Origin of the sequence: Mesosutterella multiformis (assembly GCF_003402575.1) — a bacterium.
Lineage (GTDB): Bacteria > Pseudomonadota > Gammaproteobacteria > Burkholderiales > Burkholderiaceae_F > Mesosutterella > Mesosutterella multiformis.
Genome location: NZ_BGZJ01000001.1, coordinates 1,549,219 through 1,570,000, shown reverse-complemented (window position 1 = coordinate 1,570,000; position 20,782 = coordinate 1,549,219). Strand labels below are relative to the sequence as shown.

The 20,782-nt window shown below is 56.4% G+C and carries 20 protein-coding genes; 10 read left to right on the top strand and 10 right to left on the bottom strand.

Translation table 11 applies throughout. The annotated features are described in order from the left end of the window. Positions 1-38 precede the first annotated feature (38 nt). A complete protein-coding gene (locus tag M4NBBH2_RS07195; RefSeq protein ID WP_116270304.1) occupies positions 39-974 on the bottom strand; it encodes a LysR family transcriptional regulator in 936 nt (311 codons plus the stop codon). A 370-nt stretch (positions 975-1,344) separates the two neighbouring features. Here M4NBBH2_RS07195 and M4NBBH2_RS07190 point away from each other — a divergent pair, with 370 nt between their 5' ends. Further along, the gene (locus M4NBBH2_RS07190; protein ID WP_116270303.1) at positions 1,345-2,484 is read left to right on the top strand and encodes a porin; all 1,140 of its coding nucleotides are present in this window, start codon (positions 1,345-1,347) and stop codon (positions 2,482-2,484) included. Between the two features lie 97 nt (positions 2,485-2,581). Here the strand turns inward: M4NBBH2_RS07190 and M4NBBH2_RS07185 are convergent, their stop codons facing one another. The 3 genes from M4NBBH2_RS07185 to M4NBBH2_RS07175 form a co-directional block, all read right to left on the bottom strand. Continuing rightward, entirely contained in the window at positions 2,582-3,853 is a 1,272-nt protein-coding gene (locus tag M4NBBH2_RS07185; protein ID WP_306307592.1) for an amidohydrolase, read from the bottom strand. Positions 3,854-4,033: 180 nt separating this feature from the next. Next, the gene (locus M4NBBH2_RS07180; protein ID WP_116270302.1) at positions 4,034-5,569 is read right to left on the bottom strand and encodes an FAD-dependent oxidoreductase; all 1,536 of its coding nucleotides are present in this window, start codon (positions 5,567-5,569) and stop codon (positions 4,034-4,036) included. An 11-nt stretch (positions 5,570-5,580) separates the two neighbouring features. Beyond that, positions 5,581-5,928 carry a cytochrome c3 family protein gene (locus M4NBBH2_RS07175; RefSeq protein WP_116270301.1) on the bottom strand — a complete coding sequence of 116 codons (348 nt, stop codon included), beginning with the start codon at positions 5,926-5,928 and terminating at the stop codon, positions 5,581-5,583. Positions 5,929-6,113: 185 nt separating this feature from the next. Between M4NBBH2_RS07175 and M4NBBH2_RS07170 the strand changes: the two genes are divergently transcribed. From M4NBBH2_RS07170 to M4NBBH2_RS07160, 3 genes are all read left to right on the top strand, one after another. Further along, on the top strand, positions 6,114-7,004 hold the full coding sequence (locus M4NBBH2_RS07170) for a LysR family transcriptional regulator (RefSeq protein ID WP_116270300.1): 891 nt from the start codon (positions 6,114-6,116) through the stop codon (positions 7,002-7,004). 246 nt (positions 7,005-7,250) lie between these two features. Next, positions 7,251-8,003: a peptidylprolyl isomerase gene (locus M4NBBH2_RS07165; protein WP_160117877.1), complete on the top strand. Its 753-nt coding sequence runs from the start codon at positions 7,251-7,253 to the stop codon at positions 8,001-8,003. Between the two features lie 31 nt (positions 8,004-8,034). Then, positions 8,035-8,811: a peptidylprolyl isomerase gene (locus M4NBBH2_RS07160; protein ID WP_116270298.1), complete on the top strand. Its 777-nt coding sequence runs from the start codon at positions 8,035-8,037 to the stop codon at positions 8,809-8,811. A 169-nt stretch (positions 8,812-8,980) separates the two neighbouring features. Here M4NBBH2_RS07160 and M4NBBH2_RS07155 read toward each other — a convergent pair whose 3' ends face one another. Continuing rightward, complete coding sequence (locus tag M4NBBH2_RS07155; protein ID WP_116270297.1) at positions 8,981-10,243, bottom strand: DNA-processing protein DprA; 1,263 nt, start codon at positions 10,241-10,243, stop codon at positions 8,981-8,983. A 201-nt stretch (positions 10,244-10,444) separates the two neighbouring features. On the opposite strand from M4NBBH2_RS07155, the gene iadA reads away from it, so the two are divergent. Then, complete coding sequence (gene iadA, locus M4NBBH2_RS07150) at positions 10,445-11,587, top strand: beta-aspartyl-peptidase (RefSeq protein ID WP_116270296.1); 1,143 nt, start codon at positions 10,445-10,447, stop codon at positions 11,585-11,587. Between the two features lie 119 nt (positions 11,588-11,706). Continuing rightward, entirely contained in the window at positions 11,707-12,438 is a 732-nt protein-coding gene (locus tag M4NBBH2_RS07145) for a M48 family metalloprotease (RefSeq protein WP_160117878.1), read from the top strand. Positions 12,439-12,515: 77 nt separating this feature from the next. Here M4NBBH2_RS07145 and M4NBBH2_RS07140 read toward each other — a convergent pair whose 3' ends face one another. Beyond that, a complete protein-coding gene (locus tag M4NBBH2_RS07140) occupies positions 12,516-13,676 on the bottom strand; it encodes a M20 family metallopeptidase (RefSeq protein ID WP_116270294.1) in 1,161 nt (386 codons plus the stop codon). Positions 13,677-13,765: 89 nt separating this feature from the next. Beyond that, positions 13,766-14,920 (bottom strand): M20 family metallopeptidase, encoded by a 1,155-nt coding sequence (locus M4NBBH2_RS07135; protein ID WP_116270293.1) that lies wholly within the window; start codon positions 14,918-14,920, stop codon positions 13,766-13,768. 276 nt (positions 14,921-15,196) lie between these two features. Between M4NBBH2_RS07135 and M4NBBH2_RS07130 the strand changes: the two genes are divergently transcribed. From M4NBBH2_RS07130 to M4NBBH2_RS07115, 4 genes are all read left to right on the top strand, one after another. After that, complete coding sequence (locus tag M4NBBH2_RS07130) at positions 15,197-15,784, top strand: hypothetical protein (protein ID WP_116270292.1); 588 nt, start codon at positions 15,197-15,199, stop codon at positions 15,782-15,784. Positions 15,785-15,982: 198 nt separating this feature from the next. Then, entirely contained in the window at positions 15,983-16,954 is a 972-nt protein-coding gene (locus M4NBBH2_RS07125) for a tRNA dihydrouridine synthase (RefSeq protein WP_116270291.1), read from the top strand. Between the two features lie 139 nt (positions 16,955-17,093). Beyond that, positions 17,094-17,885: a sulfite exporter TauE/SafE family protein gene (locus M4NBBH2_RS07120; RefSeq protein ID WP_116270290.1), complete on the top strand. Its 792-nt coding sequence runs from the start codon at positions 17,094-17,096 to the stop codon at positions 17,883-17,885. 238 nt (positions 17,886-18,123) lie between these two features. Continuing rightward, on the top strand, positions 18,124-19,530 hold the full coding sequence (locus M4NBBH2_RS07115; protein ID WP_116270289.1) for an amidohydrolase family protein: 1,407 nt from the start codon (positions 18,124-18,126) through the stop codon (positions 19,528-19,530). Between the two features lie 86 nt (positions 19,531-19,616). Here the strand turns inward: M4NBBH2_RS07115 and M4NBBH2_RS11785 are convergent, their stop codons facing one another. From M4NBBH2_RS11785 to M4NBBH2_RS07105, 3 genes are all read right to left on the bottom strand, one after another. Then, positions 19,617-19,760: a hypothetical protein gene (locus tag M4NBBH2_RS11785; RefSeq protein ID WP_160117880.1), complete on the bottom strand. Its 144-nt coding sequence runs from the start codon at positions 19,758-19,760 to the stop codon at positions 19,617-19,619. 33 nt (positions 19,761-19,793) lie between these two features. Next, on the bottom strand, positions 19,794-20,183 hold the full coding sequence (locus tag M4NBBH2_RS07110) for a hypothetical protein (RefSeq protein WP_022442777.1): 390 nt from the start codon (positions 20,181-20,183) through the stop codon (positions 19,794-19,796). An 80-nt stretch (positions 20,184-20,263) separates the two neighbouring features. After that, a complete protein-coding gene (locus M4NBBH2_RS07105; protein ID WP_116270288.1) occupies positions 20,264-20,632 on the bottom strand; it encodes a hypothetical protein in 369 nt (122 codons plus the stop codon). Between the last annotated feature and the right edge of the window lie 150 nt (positions 20,633-20,782).

Genomic DNA, 20,782 nt, shown 5'->3' with positions numbered 1-20,782 from the left:
GCTATCTATATATAGAGGAGGATGCTCAGGGGACTTTCTTAAAACGGCTGAACAAAGCGCCTGTGACCTTTCTCACACCATTCTTTGAAGGCTTCACAGATTGAAAAGCGCATGTAATCAGCTGTTGGAGAAAGCTCCACCCCTTTCTGGCGGAAGAAAGAAACAGTAAGAGGCGGAAGCGGGAATCTCCTTGGGTCAAGCGCTTCAAGATGACGATTCGCTAATCTTGGATCATCCACTACACAGAGAGGTGACAGGCTTAACGCGCCGGAAGTTCCATTCAAAGCATCGACTGTGTAGTAATCGCATAGAGTGAGGCACCTCGGGGCGGTCACGCCAAAATCATGAAGACGCCGGATCAGGAAAACTTCGTCCTGGACGGTGGTCAGCCATTCCGCTTTACTGAGTAAAGTTTTGAGATCCGAGTCCGGAGCGAGGACAGGATGCCCTTTCCCTGCCACCACCCCTTGCGTCAGCGTGCAAAGAGGTTCTTCAACAAGCGACGTGAGTTCCTCATGCTGATGACGGCCTGCCATGACGAGCGCGAGGTCCAGTCTGTCAGTCAGGATCTTTGGCAGACAGTCTGAAAAGAAGCCGCTGGAAAAAATCAGCTTGACCGCGGGAAATCTCAGACGGAATCTCTGAACAGCAGCCGAGAGAACTTCTTCCGGCAATGTCGGAGTAATCGCAAGGCGAAGTGAGGTCACGCGGCCAGTCGCGCAGGCCGCAACCGCAGCTGCGGCCCGTGTAGCGTTGGACGCGATGGATTCGGCATAGGGGAGAAGACTCTGCCCCGCCTCATTCAGCCGCAGACCGAGCGCGCTGCGATCAAAAAGCGGGCAACCCAATTCGGCTTCCAGCTGGCTTATCGCTTTGGCGACCGCTGACTGCGTAATGCATAGACGGTTTGCCGCACGCCTGACACCGCCAGTTTCGGCCACTGCCAGAAACACTTCAATCTGTCGGATCTTCATGACGTCCCCTTCACTTCAGCCTTAGCGGCAGTTGGCAGAAAAGCACTGCTTTTTGCAATTATGCCGGTAAAACTTCCGGTTTATTGTGTCACAAATCTCTACTTCGTTGTTTTTCTGTATAAAGCTTCGTTTTGTGGGAGTTCACTTTTAGTGAACGGGTGGAAAGATAATCCATCGTGACCGAAAAAACAACGATAGAGGCGTCCTATGATTCATATCAGGTTGATTTATGCCTTATTGGGTTAGTCCTTCATGACTACTGGCAATACCCCGTCGGTTATACGGAGAGAGGTTTCCCACGGGGATTGTCACAGGGGCAGTAGTCATGCTGGACGGCCTGATATAAAAACACTCAAAGGGATGTCCAATTATGAAAAAGACTCTTGTTGCGTTATGCGTTGCCGCCGGTATGGTCGGAACTGCCTCTGCTGCCGATGTTCAGCTCTATGGCCTGATCAATACGGGTCTCGGCTATGTCCACACGCACTCTGACGTGGCTGGTGTTGCGAACACCGACACGCTTTCCATGGATAACGGTCAGGAATTCGGTTCCCGCTGGGGCCTGCGGGGTGGAGAGAACCTCGGCAACGGCTACAAGGTGAGCTTCGTTCTCGAGTCTGGTTTTGAATCTGACACGGGTCTCTCTGATACCAAGCAGAATGGCCGCCTCTTCGGCCGTGAAGCTTCCATCAGCGTTTCCGGCGGCTTCGGTACTCTGTCGTTTGGCCGCCTGCCGATCTTCGGCAGCGTGCTCGGTGCCAATGGCCTCTTCCGCGCTATTGATCCGCTCTTCGCTAACTACACCTCTGCTTTTGGTTCCGGCGCTGCGACCGCTTCGATGTGGACCCGCACCGATAACTCGATTTCTTACCGCACGCCGACCTACGCCGGCCTGACCGGTTATGCCATGTACTCGTTCAAGATGAATACGGCTACCGACACCGGCACTGAAGGCAAGAGCTCTTCTGACCGTTACGCTTCTCTCGCTGCCCGTTACCAGAATGGCGGCCTGGAAGGCATTCTCGTTGCTGATACCACGATGTACGGCTCTTACCGTACCGGCACGGACATCCCCGATCAGGGCTACACCGTGACTCTCGGCGGCAACTATGGCTTCAATAACGGCTTCAAGATCATTGCTTTCGGACAGCACTTCCATGATCAGGAACTGACCGCCCGCGCCCGTGCTGGCGTTGGTTATGCGGGTCTGAACGCCATCACTGGCGGCAAGGGCTACGGGTATGTTGACGGCTGGGGTATCGGCGTTGGCGCTCACTATCCGGTCCTCGGCGGTACCGTCAAGGTTGCTGTGAACTATCGCGATATGGATAACCAGAACAACACCGACTTCAACCGCTGGACGGCTGCTGTCGGCTATGACTATCCGCTTTCCAAGAGGACTTCCCTCTACGCAATGGCTGGCTACTCGTCTGAAAAGGTCAAGACCCCGACCGGTTCCGCTACGCCGACTGGCTGCGAACTCGATATGGGCATCCTTCACCGCTTCTAATCGGATGAGGATTCCGGTTTCTGTCTGAAACCGGATCTGCCTGAAAAGAGTCAAAGGGCGCTGCACTCCGCAGCGCCCTCTTTTATTTCCGGGGCAGCTATTTCAGACCGTTCACTTCCTCAGCGAATCCAGTAAAAATCCGGAACGCAATCGGGAGACTGATTTCATCCTGAATCTCAAAATCCGGGCGATGGTGACCATGATGGTTGCAGCCATAGAGCACAAAACCGGCTTTACCGCCGTGCTCAATGACCCGTCGGATAAAGAGCGCGCAGTCTTCGGACCCCGCTCCCGAGTGGACCCTCGGTAGCAATTTGGTGCCTGGAATCTTAGCCATGACTTTTTCAAGCACCGGATAAATTTCCGGACACGGCATCAGAGTCTCAGACTCCCCTGCTTTCGTGACCGTGGACTTTACCCGATAGGCCTTATCGACACCGGCAAAAATGTCGTAAACATAATCAGCCATGAACTGGTTCACAGCCATTGTTTCGCCGCGCACTTCCATCTGCAGTTTCGCGTGAGCCGGAATCACGTTCCTCCCCTCGCCTGCTTCGAGTTTCCCGACACTGACCCGTGTTTCGCCGTGGCTGTTTCTGGGAATCCCCTGAATCATCAGGCTTGCGGCACACGCAGCCATCAGAGCGCTGTGCCCAAGTTCCGGTGAATTGCCGGCATGAGCCGGAGTCCCCTCAATCGACACATCAAATTTGGTAGACGCGAGGAATCCGCCATCCATCACCGCGATTTCTCCGAGCTTCGCGTCACCTCCGACATGTCCGCCAAGGAAATAATCCACGTGATCCACGAGACCAGACGCAGCCATAGCGCGGGCCCCCCGTACGCCCTCTTCTGCCGGCTGGAATATCAGAATAAACCGGCCGCAAAGTCTATCCTTATTCATCACCAGCCAATGTGCAACCGCAAGCCCCACTGCGGTGTGCCCATCGTGTCCGCAGGCATGCATGAAGCCCGGGCGCTCTGACGCGAAACCCAATTTATTGGGAAGATGTTCAGGATTATCTGTTTCCCGGACGAGCACACAATCAATATCACTTCTGAAAGCTGTGGTTGGACCTGGCTTCCCGGTATCGAACCTCGCCACAGCACCCGTGTACCCTTCTGTCGCTTTCAGAAAGTCTTCCGGGACACCATGTGCGGCAGCCCTCTTCATGGCATCGGATACGAGAACCGGATCCCGTCCCAGAACCTCTGATTCACAGATATTGGCTTTCCCAATCGTGACCTGGAGTCCCAGCGCCTTTAAACGCTTGGCAATAAACCAGGTTGTCTCAAACTCTGTCCACCCTTCTTCCGGACGCTTATGAAGACAGCGTCTCGCCTCCACCATTTCCTTAACGAAGTCCATCGCCATTCCTCTCCCCCCCTGAGAGATCATCAAACGATATATCTGATTCTCCTACAGCTATTGGGAACCAGCATCCGCCACTCAATAATTAATAAAAACCGCTGAAAGCCCAAAGTCTTCCAGCGGTGAGAGAATCGGCTGACAGCGCGGAGAGTTACGCTGTCAGCCAGAGGCCAACAATCAAATCACGACTTTCTGTCCTGTCAGCAGCCTCCCTGTCACATATCCGGACGTATGAGCAAAGCCACAGGCGTCGCCTCCCAGATAGTGGGCTCCGTGGATACCGCCGACCGTTTCACCGGCCGCATACAGACCGCCTACCGGCTGATCATTCCACCCCAGCACCTGGAGGTGCTTATCCACCTTGAAGCCTCCCATCGAGAGGCAGACCCAGACATTGATTTTGGCCATGAAGAAGTGAGTGCCTTCAAACTTGCCGGCAAACTTCGTGCGGCCAAACTTAAGATCCCGGCCTGACGCGACTGTCTGATTCCACTCCGCGACCTGATCGAGCAGCCCCTTGGGATCCACGCCGATCTTCTTAGCCGCCTCCTCAATCGTGTTTCCCTGAACGATGACCCGGCCCTTAGCGAGTTCCGTATCCCAGCGGGCACGGGTCCATTGCGGTGAACTGAGCAGAGCCCCGAACGGATACTTCTTTGTCGCGCGTTCGAACTGATCCGTCGTCATCAGCAGATACATGCTCTTATCTGAATTCCGTTCCATAGAGGGAGAGATCAGCGTCGGGGCAAGCGATTCATTGACGAACCGCTTTCCTTCTTTATTGACGAGCATCGCGCCCTCATCCACGAAATACTGATAGCGGATCTGCGGTCCCCGGCCGGGTCCGGTCGCGAGAGCATCCGGATATTCGGCAAAGTACTGCATGTGGGTAATGGGCGTACCCACGTCCCGGATTACAACCCTCATCGCATCGCCATTATTCGCGCCGCCGCCGATTGTCACAGCGTCAGAGAGAACAGGCGACCATTTTCCGACTTCGGTCGGGGAACCGGTCAATCCTCCAGTCGCGAGAATCACCCCCTTAGCGGCGTGAGCAGTTTCCGTGACTTTGCAGTTACCGCACGCGACACCCAGCACCCGATTGGCCTTTTCGTCATAAAAGACTTTCTGAAGCGCTCTGTCGTGGTGGATTTTGATTCCGCGCTTATTGCATTCACGCACCAGGACGTCGATATAGTCCTTGCCGTTATAGGTTTTCTGACGGACAGTTCTCGGATTCGTGTGTCCGTTATAGGGCTGCCACATACCAGGAGCCAGCCCATGATCCACCATCCAGTCAAACGCGGCACCTGAATTCCGCGCGTACGTCAGAGCCGGTTCTCTGAGTGTCATACCATCCCCGTACGCCGACATGTTGTCAACGAACGCCTCCGGAGAATCCTTGACCCCGTGCTCTTTTTGGATACGGCTCCCGACCGCGGCGAAACAGCCGCCATTCAGCCGGGTTGAAGTGTGGTACGGGCTCATGCCCTTATCGAATACAACAACTTTCGCGCCGCCATCAAACGCCTGAACCGCCGCCATCAACCCCGCCGCGCCGCATCCAATGACAACAACATCAGCTTCGTAATCCCAGTGAGCGGGAGCAGGCGTCCCCGAAGTTGACGCCGCAAACACACTGCCCGCACCGAGAGTTGCCGGAGCTGCTGCCGCCACACGAAGAAAATTTCTCCGATTCATCTTTTCAGTCATTTTTCTCTCTCCTATTTCATCTGGGTGCCGGGACCGGTAAAGGCATGGCAGTCGTTGCAGATCAGATGGCTTTCCCCATGCATGCTGTGGCAGCTGGTGCAGTCCTCCTGCCCTTTATGCGAGAGATGCGGATTGAACTGAGGATTCAGTTTCTCAGTGCGCTTGGCGAGATCGTTATAGGAACCATGGCACGCCAGGCATTGGTCCATGGTTGGCTTTTTCGTCGTATCGCCGCCTTTATGGCAGGTAGCGCACGGCAGATCCTTGTGGCTTCCCTTCGGAAGCGTCGCGGCGTTAGCCGCTCCGGCCGCGAGCATGAAGCCCGAGACCATCGCGAGAAGCAGAGCTGCTTTCGTCATACATTTCTCCTATGGTTGGCGGCAGTCTTTATTGATCTGACTACTCACTCTTGATGCTATGTGCATCGTTACCAAAGAAAAACAGACAGAAGTTTGTTTCTTTTTAAACTCGCAGTTGTATATTTACTCAAAGAAGGTATTCAAAATCCATAATCTGCCATTCACAAAACCAGGAGTTGTGAATCATGGACCGTCTTCACGGAATGAAAGTCTTCGAAAAGGTGGCTGACTGCGGGTCATTTACAGCCGCCGCTGAGGCCTGCGGAATGACACCGCAGAACATTGCCAAAATCATCGCGGCTCTCGAAAAGGACATAGGTGCCCAGCTGCTCAATCGGAGTACGAGGCGGCAGAACCTCACCGAAATCGGTGAAATGTACCTGGAACGGGCCCGGGTCATTCTGGCGGACGTTGAAGAAACTGACGCCCTGGTCTCCCATTTCACGGGAGAAGTAAAGGGGACACTCCGGGTTTCCGTTGCCAATACCTTTGCTATCTATCAGCTCTCACACAAACTCCCCGGCTGGCTGAAGGAAAATCCCGGTATCCGCCTCGATATGACGGTTACAAACCGAGAAGTCAATCTGATTGAAGAGGGTTTCGATGTAGCGGTCACGGATGAGGAGCCTCCTGACAGCTCTTTGATCCGGCATAGAATTTCCGAGCTTCCCATCATTCTCGCGGCCTCCCCTGCCTATATCGAAGCAAACGGAATGCCCGCTTCCCCCGAAGATCTTTCGCACCATACCCTGCTCGTCCGTCAGGATCAGACATCCTGGACCTTCAAGGGGCCTGATCGGAGCCTGATCACCATCCCGACAAGCGCGAAATATCTCGCCAATAACTGCCTGATTTCCTGCGAAATGGCGATCGGAGGACTAGGTATCACAAAGCAGCCCCTTTTCAGGCTCCGCCCTCACATTGAGCGGGGAGAACTCATTCAGGTGCTCCCGGATTATCCAATTCCGTCAAAGACGCTTTCCGCGGTCTACCCGCAGCGGCGCCTTATGACGCTTAAGGTAAAAAAGTTCCTCGATTTCCTTGATCAGGAATTCGGACACGGACAGCTTATGTAAACAATTTCGCTTTTATGCGTAAAAGTGTTTAAAGCAATGCTGACGGATCGAGGCGATTTTTTTGAACTTTGTTCAATCCGGACCGTAACTTGTGTCATTTAGACACATTTATGCAGTAACGCTTTTCGTAAATTTCTTGATTACGTCCATCCTATTGGCGCTAGAATGGTCAGTGTCTGTAAACATTTTTGGGGCTACGCTCCGATTGGGCCAGAAACTATGAATTTGAAACTTTCAGTTATTCTCATGTCTGCATTTGCCGCTGCCTGCGCGAATGCCGCTGTTACGGATTTCACTGTCAATGGGACGAAGGTTACGGCCGCCCAGCAGGAGCAGATTCTGAAGAATCTGACGGCCCGCGGCCAGCAGCGTACGCCTCAGCTTGAAAATGCCGTGAAGCAGAACCTCGTGACCGAGATCGCTGTGCTTCAGGAAGCCCAGAAGGCTGGTCTCGCAAACGACCCCAACGTCAAGATCGCTGTTCAGAACGCCACGAACAACATCATGACTGAGGCTCTCCTTAACCGCTATGTCCAGCAGCATCCAACGTCTGACGCTGATCTGCAGAAGATGTATCAGAAGGACAAGGCCGCTTACGGCAACACCGAGTATCACCTCCGTCAGATCGTGACGAAGACCCAGGGTGAAGCCCAGAACGCTCTGAACCGCGTCCTGAAGGGTGAAAACTTCGCCAAGGTCGCCTCTGCCGTGACGATTGATCAGCCTTCCAAGGCCCGCGGCGGTGACATCGGCTGGTTCGCTCCGGTTCGTGTTGTTCCGCAGATTGGTCAGCTCCTCCCGTCCCTCAAGGCCGGTCAGGTTTACTCGAAGCCAGTGCAGTTCCGCGGCGGCTGGGCCGTGTTCCAGGTGGTGGCTACGCGTCCCGCGCAGCTTTTCCCGACCTTTGAACAGGCTAAGCCCCAGCTTCAGCGAATTGCTGCCGCTCAGACCGCGCAGCAGTACGTGCGTGACATCACCTCCCGTGCTGTCGTAAAGTAAGCTTTTCTGATTCAAAAAGAGAAAACATCAAATGAAGTTCAAGAAGGCACTCGTATTTGCCTGCGTGATCGCGATCCCGTTTGCTGCCAATGCGGCATTCAAGGACGTGACCGTTAACGGCTGGAAGATCACCGCGGCTGAACAGGAGCAGATCCTGGCTGCCGCTACGGCCCACGGTCAGAAGCGTACGCCGCAGCTCGAACAGGCAATCCGCGACAATCTGATCGCCCGTACCGTCGTGCTGCAGGAAGCGGAGAAGGCTGGCGTAGAAAAGCGTCCGGCTGTTGCCGCCGCGATTCAGAATGCGAGAAAGCAGATTGTCTCTGACGTTTACCTCGGCGACTATCTGAAGAAGAACCCGGTCACGGATGCTGAGGTCCGCAAGGTTTATGACCAGCAGAAAGCTCAGTACGGCAAGACCGAGATCCACATCAACCATATCGCTGTGAAGACACAGGACGAAGCGCAGAAGATTCAGGCTCGTCTCGCCAAGGGCGAATCGTTCCAGAAGATTGCCCGCGCGGAGTCTCTCGATCCGACTGCCAAGCGGAACGGCGGTGATATGGGTTGGGTCAACACGGGTGCCCTTCCTCCTCCGATGGTTTCTACCCTTCAGGGACTGAAAGGCAATAAGACCGCTATCGTGACCGGCCCTGCCGGTTACGAAGTGGTTATGAACCGCGGCACGCGTAATGCCAAGGCGGCTCCGTCATTTGATCGCGTGAAGCCTGAAATCCGCCGCGCGCTGGAGGCTCAGAAAGTTAACGCCTACATGCGTGACCTCGTGAAGAAGGCGCAGGTTAAGTAATTTCTGCCTTTCCTCCTTAAGGACAGCCCGGCTCTGCCGGGCTTTTTTATTTGTCTGGTCGCTGGCCGACCTTTTTTTATGTTAGTGGCCCTGTTACTCTACCTTGGTATATATTGGCGGATAAAAGAAAACAAGCGATACTGCCGCCTGTTTTCTGCAGGTCTGAAAATCAGGCCCCCGGAAAGCTCACATTCTGAAGTACGGCGGCGACGATCGGATCCATCTTGCCCTTGTCTGTCAGAACCTGAACGGTCTCATAAACAATATCCTTCGCCGAAATTCCCTCTTTATCCGTGAGACGGCTGAGGAGTTTCTCAAGCTCCGCCAAACCGGCCTTTCGGCGGGCTTCAGCTTCCGCGTCCTCTGCGGACAGGGGTTTCGGTGCCGGCGCGGCTGCAGGAGAATCAGCCTTCTTTTCAGGTTCCTGCGGCGGAACCTCCTCATACTTCCCTTCAGGGGGCAGCGGCACAGGATCAGGTTCTTTCCGTTCGCCCAGCACCAGTGTGTGGAAATCGACGACACCGTTCAGATGAGGCCAGCGTTTGAGCCCCATATCGAAGAGCGGCCCCATATATTCCGGGACCGGCGGCGTTTCCTGAAAGTAAATCGGCACAGACTCGTATTTTCCGAGATGCTCCTCAACAGCGACCCACGCCGGATCGTCCATCGATTCCGTGTTCACGAGGAGCGCCGAGGCGCCGAGAGAAAGTGCGAGCCGCTTATTTGAAAGCCGGTCTTCAATTGAACGGCAACCAAGGAACGGATCCAGAGCGGTCATGAGAACGAGCTTCCCGGAATCCAGCAGCTTCTTCCAGCCCGGCTGCGCAGCGAGCGACGCGAGCGGCTTATTCGGCACCTGGCACGCGGTCCCTCCTACCTTCAGGGCGCCGCGAAGCGCTCCGTTTTCTGCCCCCTCTTCGCCCGACGCGACAACGAGAAATCCGGCATAAGAAGCCATTGTGCCGTTTTCGTTACCGATCCGGTCATAGTGCTTGTTTTTGGATCCGGTACCCAGTACTGAAAAGGCATCACTCTGCAGAAGCTTCAGATTGCCGCAGCCCCAGACAGCGGGAGGCGTATCTTCTCTCAGATGCGCTTTCAGGATTTTTGGATAATCCCGGTCCGCCCGCGTACAGCACCAGATACCAAGAGACCGCCAGGCCGCCCGGGCGCGGGACAGCTCCGCCTTTCTTCCGAGCAGCGCTTTAAGACGCTCCGCGTCGACCAGTTCGCCGCAGGAGTGGATCAGTTCGGTGTTCTCCGGGTTCAGGAGGTCGGATGGCTTTCTCTTCATATCGAGAAGCTGCCGCGCGAGGAATCCATATTCCTCAGTCGACAGCGGTTCGATTCCTTCCTGCACTTCGCCCCGTACGGCGAGCGGCGCCGTGAGAAGCAGTATCGCGTCGGAATTGGGAGAAATCGTTTCAGTCATCGGGGCGTCTCTCTTTGCGTTCAGTTGTTTTTTCAGACAGAGAAGTCAGTTTAATTCCTCTCCCACCTGAGCAACAGCCCTGAAGCTCCCTTTCCGTCCATCAGATCCTGTTCTCTTTCTCTCTATTTTCTGAATCCTTTTAGAATTCCACCCGCAGAACCCAGTTCTTATGGGCTCCCTTATTTTCAGGAGTGACAACACATGGCTCTTCTTATCCGCAATGCCCGCGTTTACGCGCCGAAGGATCTGGGCATCACCGATGTTCTGATGGCAGCCGGGAAAATTCTCGCGGTCGGCAGCAATCTCACCGTCTCGCTCCCCGATCTTGAAACCGTTGATGCCAAGGGAAAGATTCTGACCCCGGGATTTTTTGATCAGCATATTCACGTGAATGGCGGCGGCGGTGAAGGCGGTTTTGCGAGCCGTACGCCTGAAATCATGCTTTCCGAACTCGTGAAGGTAGGTACGACTTCGATCGTCGGCGTCTGCGGAACGGATTTCATTTCCCGCTCGATTGAAAACCTGCTCGCCAAAGTCCGGGCCCTTTCGATCGAGGGCGTAAGCGCCTGGATGTATACGAGCAACTACCGCTTCCCCTGCACATCGATGAGTCAGAGAGTCGCGCAGGATCTGTTCCTCGTGCCGGAGTGCCTCGGTGTCAAGATCGCGCTCGGCGACCATCGCTCCTCCTTCCCGCGGCCGGATGAAGTGCTGCACCTTCTCTCCGATATCCGTCTCACCGGCATGATTACCGGTAAGGGCGGTGTGCTGCACGTCCATATGGGCGACATCCCCGGGATCTTTGATATGTTCCTGTCCTTCGAGAAGGGCGGCTTCCCGATCCGTCACATCCGTCCGACGCACTGCTCAAGAAAGTGCGAAGTGTACGAGGGGTCGCTTGAATTCGCCCGCCACGGGGGCTTTGTTGACTACACGGCCGGATTCTCCTGCAACGGCTCCACGGCAAACGACATCACAGAGGCCATCGCCTCCGGTGTTGATCCCACCCGGATCACGATGTCGACTGACGGTCACGGCTCAATGCCCCGCTTTAATGAGAAGGGTGAAATGATCGGACTCGCCACGGGCGGTGTCGGCGGTCTGCTCGATACGGTCCGCGATCTGATCGGCAACCACGGAATGGATCCGTCACTCGCGCTCACGTTTGATACCACGAATGTCGCGGATGCTCTTGGCCTCAAGGATCAGGGCCGCGTTGAAACCGGCGCCTGCGCGAACGCCTGCCTCTTTGACGAAAACTGGAACCTCACGGATGTGGTCTCCAAGGGGCGCTTCCTTATGCGGAACTCTGAGGTGATCGTCAAGGGGACGTTCGAGGAATAAGTCTCTTCCCTGAACCGGAGGCGGTGAAGCCCTGCCGCCTCCCCCTTTCGAGCAGTTCCCATATTCCGTGTTTTCACCCTATGATTAATGTATACGACGGTTTTTCAGCGGGTGAATATATGAAGAAAAAGATCCTCCTCGCACTTCTCGCCTCGGCCGCAGCGCTCACAGGCTGCGCCAATATGGAGTCGCTCGGTTCCGATCAGGAAGTCGTTGCAGCCGCCAATCAGAGCTGCCGGCAGATGGATCAGAAAAACACCATTACTCACCAGTATGACGGCCGCATGGCCATCATTCGGCAGGGACTCCCCACACAGGTCGGCGGGCAGACACTGAATTATCAGGTCTATAAGACCAAGGACATGAATGCCTGGGCGATGCCAAACGGCTGTGTCCGCGTGTATTCCGCCCTGATTGATCGTCTGAATAACGATGAGGTCCGAGCCGTGCTCGGTCACGAAATCGGACACGTGGCGCTCCGTCACAGTGTGCAGCAGTACCGCACGAACCGCGGCGTCGCGATCGCGCTCAGCGCGGGCGGCGCGCTGGGCTCCCTCGTCGGTCTCGATGGCACCGGGTCTGACCTGATGCAGCAGGTCGCCTACTCCGCGATTTCCGCCCAGTACTCTCAGGCGCTTGAAACCGAAGCAGATAACTACAGCGTGGATCTGCTCCTCAAGGAGCCGAATGGAAAACAGAAGGCGCTCGCCATGGCTTCCGCCCTCAAGAAGATTTCAACCGGCGACGCGGATTCCGGCATCATGCAGAAGATGTTCGGAGACCACCCCGATACCTCGAAGCGAATCAAGAACGTTGAGGACCGGGTCGCAGCTGCCGGAAATGTTAAATAACCAACGCTTAAACCAACAGAAAACCGCGGACGCTTGGCAGCAGTTCCGCGGTTTTTTCTGTTTCCGACAATCTCGGATCAGATCGTCTGAAGGACGGCAAGCAGAAGCTTTGTCCGCTCGTAAAGCGTCTCTTCGATCGCGTACTCACGCTCGGTGTGATTAAATTCGCCCCGGACACCGAGTGAGCAGATCGTGGGAACGCCGGCCCGCGAGAGGAATACGGAGTCAGATCCTCCGCCCGTGCTGATCGGTTTCATTTCCGGCAGTCCGCAGGAAACCGCAAGGTCATTCACCCGGGCGAAAAGCGCTTCAGAAGCTTCAGTCCGCTCCATTGCCGGAATATCGACCTTGAGCTCCGCCTTGGTTTCGGTGCCTTCGATATAGCGTTTTGTCTCAAGCTCCGCCATCGCGCGCTTCACGCGTTCCATCTCCGCTGCTTTCGTGAACCGTACGTCCACCGTGCACCAGGCCTTGTCAGGAATCGCGTTCGGGACCGTACCGCCTCCCATGACCCCCACGTTGATCAGGGTTCCCGCCTCATGGTCCGCAAGATCGTTGATATCGATCATCTTATGCGCGAGCTCGATAATCGCGCTCCGGCCGTCTTCGGGATTATTGCCGGCATGGGCGCCGACACCCGACACTTCGACCCGGTAGACCGCGTAGCCCTTTCGCCCAAGAACGACGCTCCCGTCCGCGAACCCCGTGTCAAGATTCAGACCGACAAATCCGCCGCTGGCTTCCTCAACCAGGTCACGCGCCGCTTTGGATCCGCGGTGAGCCGTTTCTTCGTCTCCCGAAATCAGGATCTTCACCGGATGCCGGTCCCAGCCCCGGGCAGCAAGAATCCGGATAGCGGAGAGCAGAATCGTGATGCCGCCCTTCATATCAAGGCACCCCGGACCCGTCACAATTCCATCCCGGATCGTAAAGGGCCGCTCCGCCGCTTCTCCGTCCGGGAACACCGTATCGAGATGCCCGACGAGACAGATAAAGGGTTTTGTCATGTCCCCCCGTTCGGCAACCAGCAGGTTCCCGGCTTCCTCATACTCATGGAAACGTACCGAAAAACCGCATTTCTTCAGCGTATGCGCGGCAAACGCCTGCAGGGCATCCACGGCGGCTTTGTTTTTTGATCCGCTGTCGTGATTCACGAGGTACGCCCAGGTTGCCCGCATATCGGGCTTTGCCTGGTCAACGTCGCGGAAAAGAGACTCAATTTCTGGGGTCATGATCATCCTTTATTCAGTTTCGGCTCTGTGTCTTTTTATTGTTGCCGGCGGATGGTCCTGCGGCTATCCGCCGGTTGGCTGATCAGGTCCTATGCTCAGATCGTGCAGAGGATCGTGATGAGGAGCTTTGTGCGCTCAAAAAGAGAGTCCTCCATCGCGTACTCACGGACCGTGTGGTTGAATTCCCCCTTCACGCCGAGCGCGCAAACTGTCGGGACTCCTGCCATCGTGAGCGCCGCGGAATCGGATCCGCCGCCAACCCCCTTGGCGGTCATCTCAGGGAACCCATGCTCCACGGCAATCTTATTCACGCGGCTGAAGAGTTCGAGAGACGATTCAAGCCTCGGCATCGCGGGGAAGTAGAAGAGTTCTGTCACTTCCGTATGCGTCCCGTCGAGATAGACCTTATCCGCGATCGCCTTAAGGCCTGCCCGGACACGGGTGATTCCCGCCTCACCCTTATAGCGGACATCGACCACGCAGAACGCCTTTTCGGCGCAGGCGTTCGGAACTGTGCCGCCGCCGATCACGCCGACATTCAGCGTCGTGCCTTCGTCATAGTCGGTGAGCGCATTGATGTCAGCAACCTTCGCCGCGATTTCTGTAATGGCGCTCCGGCCGCCTTTCGGATTATTGCCCACATGAGCGCCGATCCCCTGCACGTCAAACCGGAATGTGGCGACGCCCTTCCGTTCAATGACGACTGAATTGTCCTTGAAACTCGTTTCAAAATTGAGGCCGAAAAGCGCGCCTTTCGCCTCTGCCATCATGTCGCGCACGGCGGTCGACTTCTGATGGCCCGCTTCTTCGTCTCCCGCGAGAATCACTTTCACCGGGTACCGGTCCCAGCCGGCTTCATTCAGAATCCGCATTGCGGAGAGGAGCACCGTCACTCCGCCCTTCATGTCGAGACACCCCGGGCCCGTCACAACGCCATCCTTGATCGTGAAGGGGCGCTTTGCCGCCTCGCCATCCGCGAACACCGTGTCGAGATGTCCGATCAGAGCGACAAACGGCTTCGTCGTGTCACCGCGCTCCGCGATGAGAAGGTTCCCCGCCTCGGGATACTCGTAAAAGCGGACTTTGAAGCCCGCGGACTCAAGAATCCCCTTCACATCCTGCCCGACCGCGTCGACCCCGGCCTTGTTTTTGGATCCGCAGTCGCGGTCGACGAGCAGCTTCCAAGTGGCCAGCATGGAGTCTCTGGATTCATCCACCCTGCTGCAGAGCGTTTCAAGATTTTCAGACATATCCCGTTTCCCCTTTCGGAAAAACGAGCCGCCGCGAAGGACGGATCTCCGACTTCGCGTTCCCGGCCCGTTCTGTTTTCTTTGTGATTCACAAATTATGCGGCAGAGGTCCATGGCACGCATGGAATGGGGGAATGAGAAACGCGTTCAGGCGGTATTAGTCACAAAAGGTAAGCTTTTCTACCTATTAAAACGTCTTGAACTTATTGTCTCTTGGGGCTAAAACAAACATAACGGAATGTTTTTGAGAAAACCATTCAGAAGGGAGAGCGCACTATGAAATTTCATTACAAGGCTCAGCTCGCTGCAGCCCTCATCGCCGCGGCTTTCGCAGGTACTGCGCTGGCCGGCCCTGTTCTCTATACGACTGAAACCACGGACATCACGTCGACCCCGGGCGCGAATGTAGCGGGTCAGGTGCTTGCGGGCACCCAGGTGGAGGAACTTGAACGCGTGAGCGGCAAGGCCCGCGTCCGGATCCGCGGCTGGTCCCGTGTAGCGGATCCCACGCACATTTCGGCAGAACCCGGAAAGCCCGTGATTGAAGCGGCATTCGCCTCTTCCCGCACCGTGAAGCTCGATCCTTCGGCCGGCACCGCGAAGATTCTCGGCGCGACCTGGAACGTGGCAACCGCTGAAGGCTGGGTTGACTCTTCGAAACTCACCGCTGACGGCGCCGGTCTCACCGCTCAGGCCAAAGCCGCGAAGGATTCCAAGTGCAGCGCCTGCCACGCGGCGCCTAGCCCCTCAAGCCAGACCGCGAGCGGCTGGTACTCGATCTTCCCGCAGGGCGGAAAGGCCGGTGACGAAAACTCTCAGGATGAGCTCGTCTTCCGCTATCTCCAGAACGGCGCCCGGAAGTAACGCGCCTCCTGTCCGCCTGAAACCGCGTGTCTGATCCTCGGTTTTAGGTCTGTCTGCCCGGATGAGGGTTCCGCCCGACTCCGGGCAAAGTTTTTTCCGCCGCACCTTTTCTCCCATCTGCTAAGATGTGCGCCCTGCGGGAAAAGGACTCTGAGCCCTCTCCCACGCGACCTCTATCTCATTGATTTGAATACTCCCATGCTTCTCACTCTGGCTCCCATGGAAAGCCTCACCGGAATTGTTTTCCGGCGGCGGCATCATGAATTTTTCGGCGGCGTCGACCGGTACTACACCCCGTTTGTCACCCCGACCGTGGAGCCCGAGTTTACGGAACGTCAGATGCGGGAGCTGTCCCCTGAAGCGAACCGCGGGATGAATGTCGTCCCGCAGCTGATGGCTAAAGACGCAGACCGCTTCCTCTGGGCTGCGAAGCGCCTTGCCGAACTCGGTTACAGCGAGGTGAACCTCAACCTCGGCTGCCCGATGGGCACGGTAACCGGGAAGGGAAAGGGATGCGGCTTCCTCAGGCATCCGGACGAGCTCCGGGAGTTTTTCGAATCGGTGTTCGCGGAACCTCTTCCGATCGCGGTGTCCGTAAAAACGCGTCTCGGCTGGAATACGGAAGAAGAGTTCGATGATCTCATTCGGGTGTACGCGGATTTCCCCATTTCGGAACTCGTCATTCATGCCCGGGTGAGAAATGACTTCTATAAGGGGGATCCGAGAACGGAGTGTTTCCTCAGGGCGCTCCCCAAACTCCCGATGCCGGTGGGGTTTAATGGCGACATTCACCTTGTGAGTCAGATCAGCGAGTGGGAAAAGACCCATCCTGAACTTCAGTCGCTCATGATCGGCCGCGCCTCAGTCGCAAATCCCGCGATTTTCCGTGAGGCCCGGGGCGGCGCGCCGGCCTCGGGTGAAGAGCTCGCGGCGTTTCATGACGCGCTGATGGCGGATTACGCCGCGGCGTTCGGAAGCATCGGAAACACCGTCGGCCATATGAAACAGTACTGGTTCTATATGAAGAACATGTTTGAGGGCGGCGAAAAGCTTTTTAAACAGCTTCTCAAAACCAAAAACGTGTCGGACTACGAGTCGCTCGTTCAGGAAATCGCGACGACACTACCGATCCGGACTGAACCCGCTTACGGCTGGTGGAAGCCGGTTTAAAACCCAGACCAGGGGTCCTTCAGACGGGATCCCTTTTTTATGCGCTCATAACCGGGAATCTATCTAAGCCAAAAGCGCTAGACTACCCACACCCCGGGACAGCGAGCCCCGGTTATTACAAACCGGATCCACTTACATCATGATTTCCTTCATTACCCTATTCCTTGTTGGTATCGGCGTCGGGTGCTTCGGCGCGCTCGTCGGTCTGGGCGGCGGCCTCATCATGGTTCCGCTCTTCATGCTTACGATGATGCCTCCTCACGGAACCACGTTTGAAACCGTGCAGCAGGTCATCGGCACGAGCCTCTTCGGTGTGCTGCTGAACGCGATGTCAGGTTCCTGGGCATACTGGAAATCCAACCTCATCATGTTCCGCGCGGCGATCCCGTTCGCGATCGCGACAATTCCGGGCGCGTGGCTCGGCGGCACGCTGTCCAACTATTTTTCGGGTCCTGGTTTCTCGATCACCTTCGGCGTCACGCTGATCCTGATGGCAGCCGTCATGTGGTGGAAGAAGAATTCGAAGCGCGGCTCAACGCCGATTGAAGGGTTTGACCCGAAGACCGCGAAATTCAATCTCTGGCTCGGTGTGTTCCTCTCACTCTTTGTCGGGTTCATCTCTTCGATCCTCGGTATCGGCGGCGGCATTATTCATGTTCCTATGATGATGTTCATCCTCGGCTTCCCGACCATCATCGCGACCGCGACCTCCACCTTTGTTCTGATGATCAGTGCGCTGATCGGCACGGTAAGCCACGCGATGCTCGGCCACATTCTCTGGGTCCCGGCGATCGCGGTCGGTGTCGGCGCTATTGTCGGTGCCCAGATCGGCGTGAAGCTCGCGAAGAAGAGCAAGCCGAAACTGATCCTGAAGCTCCTCTGTCTCGCGATGTGCCTCGTTGGCATTCAGCTGATCGCCCGCGCGATTTGACGGATCGCACATCTGTCAGATCCCACCCCGGAAAGCCCTGCCTGGCTTTCCGGGATTTTTTATCCGTCTTCCGGAAGTCATTTATATCAATTTCCCTTTCCGCGCCGCACACACTCGCACCACCCCGGCGGAGCATCTCACCGACCTAGAATAGGATTTATCCGAACAGCTCTGACCTGACGTTGCATTCGGGTTATGGCTGTCCGGTCCTTTGGACCTTCTTATCGTGAGGTGAGTGATGCTGGACTGCATTCTGAAAGGCGCCCGGGTCGTGGACCCGGTGAATCATCTGGACCGTGTAACGGATGTCGGGATTGAGAATGGAAAGATCGCCGCGGTGGGCGATAACCTCGGTTCCGCGAAAGAAACCGTTTCTCTCGACGGTCTTGTTCTGACCCCAGGCGTCATTGATCCTCATCTCCACCTTGGATCCGAATTCGGGTCCCGGTACGGCCAGCGGATGACCGCCATGTCGGGCGTCACCACGTGCCTCGATATGGCGGGTCCGGTCGCCGGCATTGTAGCGGACAGCCATGAATTCGGTTGCGGCATCAATGTGGCGATGCTGGAAGGTTTCTCCCCCATGAAGCAGATGGGGACCAAGGCGCCGGACCGCAGGACGATGGACGCCTGGATCGGGAAGTCGCTTGAGGCCGGCGCGATCGGTGTGAAGATTCTCGGCGGCCACTGGCCTGTGGCGCTTGAAACCGAAGCGGCTCTCGTCGAGGAAGCCGTGAAGTGCGGCTCCTATATCGCCTGGCACGCTGGGTCAGATACTGCCGGGTCCAATATTGAAGGGGTCCGCGAAGTGGTCCGCGCGATCGGTAACGCCCCGCTGCACCTTGCCCACATCAACGCCTACTGCCGCGGCCGCGTGAACCCGGTGCTCGACGAAGTGAAAGAGGCGCTGGATCTTCTCAAGGCGCATCCGAATATCTGGTCCGAGGCGTACGTGAGCCCGATGAACGGCACGATTCTCACCTGCGACACGAAGACCGGCGCCTGCACGGATCACGTCACCTGCAACTGCCTCAGAACCTTTGGCTGCAGCGAGGACACGGCCGGAATTGAAAAAGCCATTCTCGCCGGGAACCTCTTCGTCATTTATGACGACGGCAATATCTCGTACCTGATCGGGGGGAAAGAGGCCGTGGACTACTGGAAGTCGAAGGGGACGGTGACCGCGGGATCCTTCCCCGTGAACCCCGCCTCCGCCCGGTTCCTGATCGCCGAGGCGAAGCGGGACGACGGAAGTTTCGTTGTCGACTCGATTTCAACTGACGGCGGCTGCATTCCGAGGAATGTCATTATCGATACCGGGCTCTCGCTCGTCCGGTTCGGTGCCCTCACGCTCTCCGAATTTGTCGTGAAAGCGTCAGTGAACGCCGCCCGCCATCTGAGACTCGTGAATAAGGGGCATCTCACTCCGGGCGCCGACGCCGATATCACGGTCTTTGACCTTGAGCGGCAGAAGGCGCTTTACTCCTGGGTCGCCGGGAAACCTGTCCTCTCAAACGGTAAACTCCTTGGGAAGAGCACCCACTTCATTACGGGTGAGCGCGGCGTGAAGGCGCTGACAGACGCGGGATTCACCGCGGAAGCCGTGTCCTTTGAGACGCCGGAACCCGCGCGCTTCGTTCCGTAAAGTCCGCGGATTATAAAAAAGCTCCGGAAGGATCATTTCCTTTCCGGAGCTTTGGTTTTCTGAAGGGGGATCACAGGGGCGTCTGCTCACGGACGGTTCTTTCCGCTGCCCTGATAGAACCCGTTCTTATCGTAGTAGCTGGTAGCGGCGAGTGCCGCTCCCGCTCCAGTGAGGAGAAGGCCGGCAATCACGGCGCGCCGGCTTAGGCCGCGTTCCTGACCTTTCTTCATGGCTTAACCTCGAAAAAACGATTTCAGGAGGCGTTACTGCGCCTTTCCCTGATAGGCGCCATAGCGGTCGTAATACTTTCCGTCCTTCGATTTCTTCCCATCGTAGGCACCGTTCCGGTCATAGTACTTGCCGTCCTTCGACTGCTTTCCCTGATAAGCACCATACCGGTCGTAATATTTGCCGTCTGAGGACTGCTTCCCCTGATACGCCCCGCTGCGGTCATAGAACTTCCCGTCCTTCGACACTTTGCCCTGATAGGCGCCGTAGCGGTCGTAGAACTTCCCGTCGTCAGTGCGCTTCCCCGTGTAGCTTCCATACCGGTCATAAAACTTGGTGTCGGCGAACGCGGCGCCGGATGCCGCGAGCAAGAGTCCCATGATGACGGCTCGGCGTGTTGTCCTGATTTCCTGACTGTCTTTCACCTGCGGCTCCTTAAAAAGGAGTTATTAATAGTGTTATTAGTCCGAATTTCAGGAAAAGTCAATAAAATCCGGTATTCTTGTTACCGATTGAGAGAACCGGAAACGGGTTTAGGGGCATTCTGCTGCCGGGCATAACTATCTGACCGCCCAACGTACTTTCCTGTCGGTCCATAAATCCGGCCGGAAGAATCCGCCCGTCCCACATAGTGCCCGGTGCTGTCATACGTTCTTCCATCCCGGCTCACCGAACCGGCAAACTGTCCAGTCGGGCCATACGCCCGCGCGTTCGGAGCCGGAGCGCGGGGTGCCGGCGGAACCGGAGCCTGATAGCCGGGGGTCTTCGGGGCTCCCGGAGGCGGCGGGACACCCGGGCCCCCGATCGCGGACGCCGGAAACGAAATCGCAGCTGAAAGCACCGCGGCCGCGAGAATCCTCATACCAATATTCATTTCGCTGCCTCCTCATTTTTTTCTTCAATATCAGTCTTCTCTATATTAAATCCCGAGAGAAAAACGATATGGTTCCGGTCCTACATCAAGCCCCGGTCACTATGCCTCACGGCCTATCAAGCCTCAGGATATGATTTAAAGCACCACGAA

Excerpts from the sequence above, each read along its gene's own strand:
- M4NBBH2_RS07170 (WP_116270300.1), top strand. The coding sequence starts at position 6,114 with ATGGACCGTCTTCACGGAATGAAAGTCTTCGAAAAGGTGGCTGACTGC.
- M4NBBH2_RS07155 (WP_116270297.1), bottom strand. The coding sequence starts at position 10,243 with ATGACTGAAACGATTTCTCCCAATTCCGACGCGATACTGCTTCTCACG.
- M4NBBH2_RS07125 (WP_116270291.1), top strand. The coding sequence starts at position 15,983 with ATGCTTCTCACTCTGGCTCCCATGGAAAGCCTCACCGGAATTGTTTTC.
- M4NBBH2_RS07145 (WP_160117878.1), top strand. The coding sequence starts at position 11,707 with ATGAAGAAAAAGATCCTCCTCGCACTTCTCGCCTCGGCCGCAGCGCTC.
- M4NBBH2_RS07105 (WP_116270288.1), bottom strand. The coding sequence starts at position 20,632 with ATGAATATTGGTATGAGGATTCTCGCGGCCGCGGTGCTTTCAGCTGCG.
- iadA (WP_116270296.1), top strand. The coding sequence starts at position 10,445 with ATGGCTCTTCTTATCCGCAATGCCCGCGTTTACGCGCCGAAGGATCTG.
- M4NBBH2_RS07140 (WP_116270294.1), bottom strand. The coding sequence starts at position 13,676 with ATGATCATGACCCCAGAAATTGAGTCTCTTTTCCGCGACGTTGACCAG.
- M4NBBH2_RS07180 (WP_116270302.1), bottom strand. The coding sequence starts at position 5,569 with ATGACTGAAAAGATGAATCGGAGAAATTTTCTTCGTGTGGCGGCAGCA.
- M4NBBH2_RS11785 (WP_160117880.1), bottom strand. The coding sequence starts at position 19,760 with ATGAAGAAAGGTCAGGAACGCGGCCTAAGCCGGCGCGCCGTGATTGCC.
- M4NBBH2_RS07120 (WP_116270290.1), top strand. The coding sequence starts at position 17,094 with ATGATTTCCTTCATTACCCTATTCCTTGTTGGTATCGGCGTCGGGTGC.
- M4NBBH2_RS07135 (WP_116270293.1), bottom strand. The coding sequence starts at position 14,920 with ATGTCTGAAAATCTTGAAACGCTCTGCAGCAGGGTGGATGAATCCAGA.
- M4NBBH2_RS07175 (WP_116270301.1), bottom strand. The coding sequence starts at position 5,928 with ATGACGAAAGCAGCTCTGCTTCTCGCGATGGTCTCGGGCTTCATGCTC.
- M4NBBH2_RS07190 (WP_116270303.1), top strand. The coding sequence starts at position 1,345 with ATGAAAAAGACTCTTGTTGCGTTATGCGTTGCCGCCGGTATGGTCGGA.
- M4NBBH2_RS07195 (WP_116270304.1), bottom strand. The coding sequence starts at position 974 with ATGAAGATCCGACAGATTGAAGTGTTTCTGGCAGTGGCCGAAACTGGC.
- M4NBBH2_RS07130 (WP_116270292.1), top strand. The coding sequence starts at position 15,197 with ATGAAATTTCATTACAAGGCTCAGCTCGCTGCAGCCCTCATCGCCGCG.
- M4NBBH2_RS07160 (WP_116270298.1), top strand. The coding sequence starts at position 8,035 with ATGAAGTTCAAGAAGGCACTCGTATTTGCCTGCGTGATCGCGATCCCG.
- M4NBBH2_RS07115 (WP_116270289.1), top strand. The coding sequence starts at position 18,124 with ATGCTGGACTGCATTCTGAAAGGCGCCCGGGTCGTGGACCCGGTGAAT.
- M4NBBH2_RS07165 (WP_160117877.1), top strand. The coding sequence starts at position 7,251 with ATGTCTGCATTTGCCGCTGCCTGCGCGAATGCCGCTGTTACGGATTTC.
- M4NBBH2_RS07185 (WP_306307592.1), bottom strand. The coding sequence starts at position 3,853 with ATGGACTTCGTTAAGGAAATGGTGGAGGCGAGACGCTGTCTTCATAAG.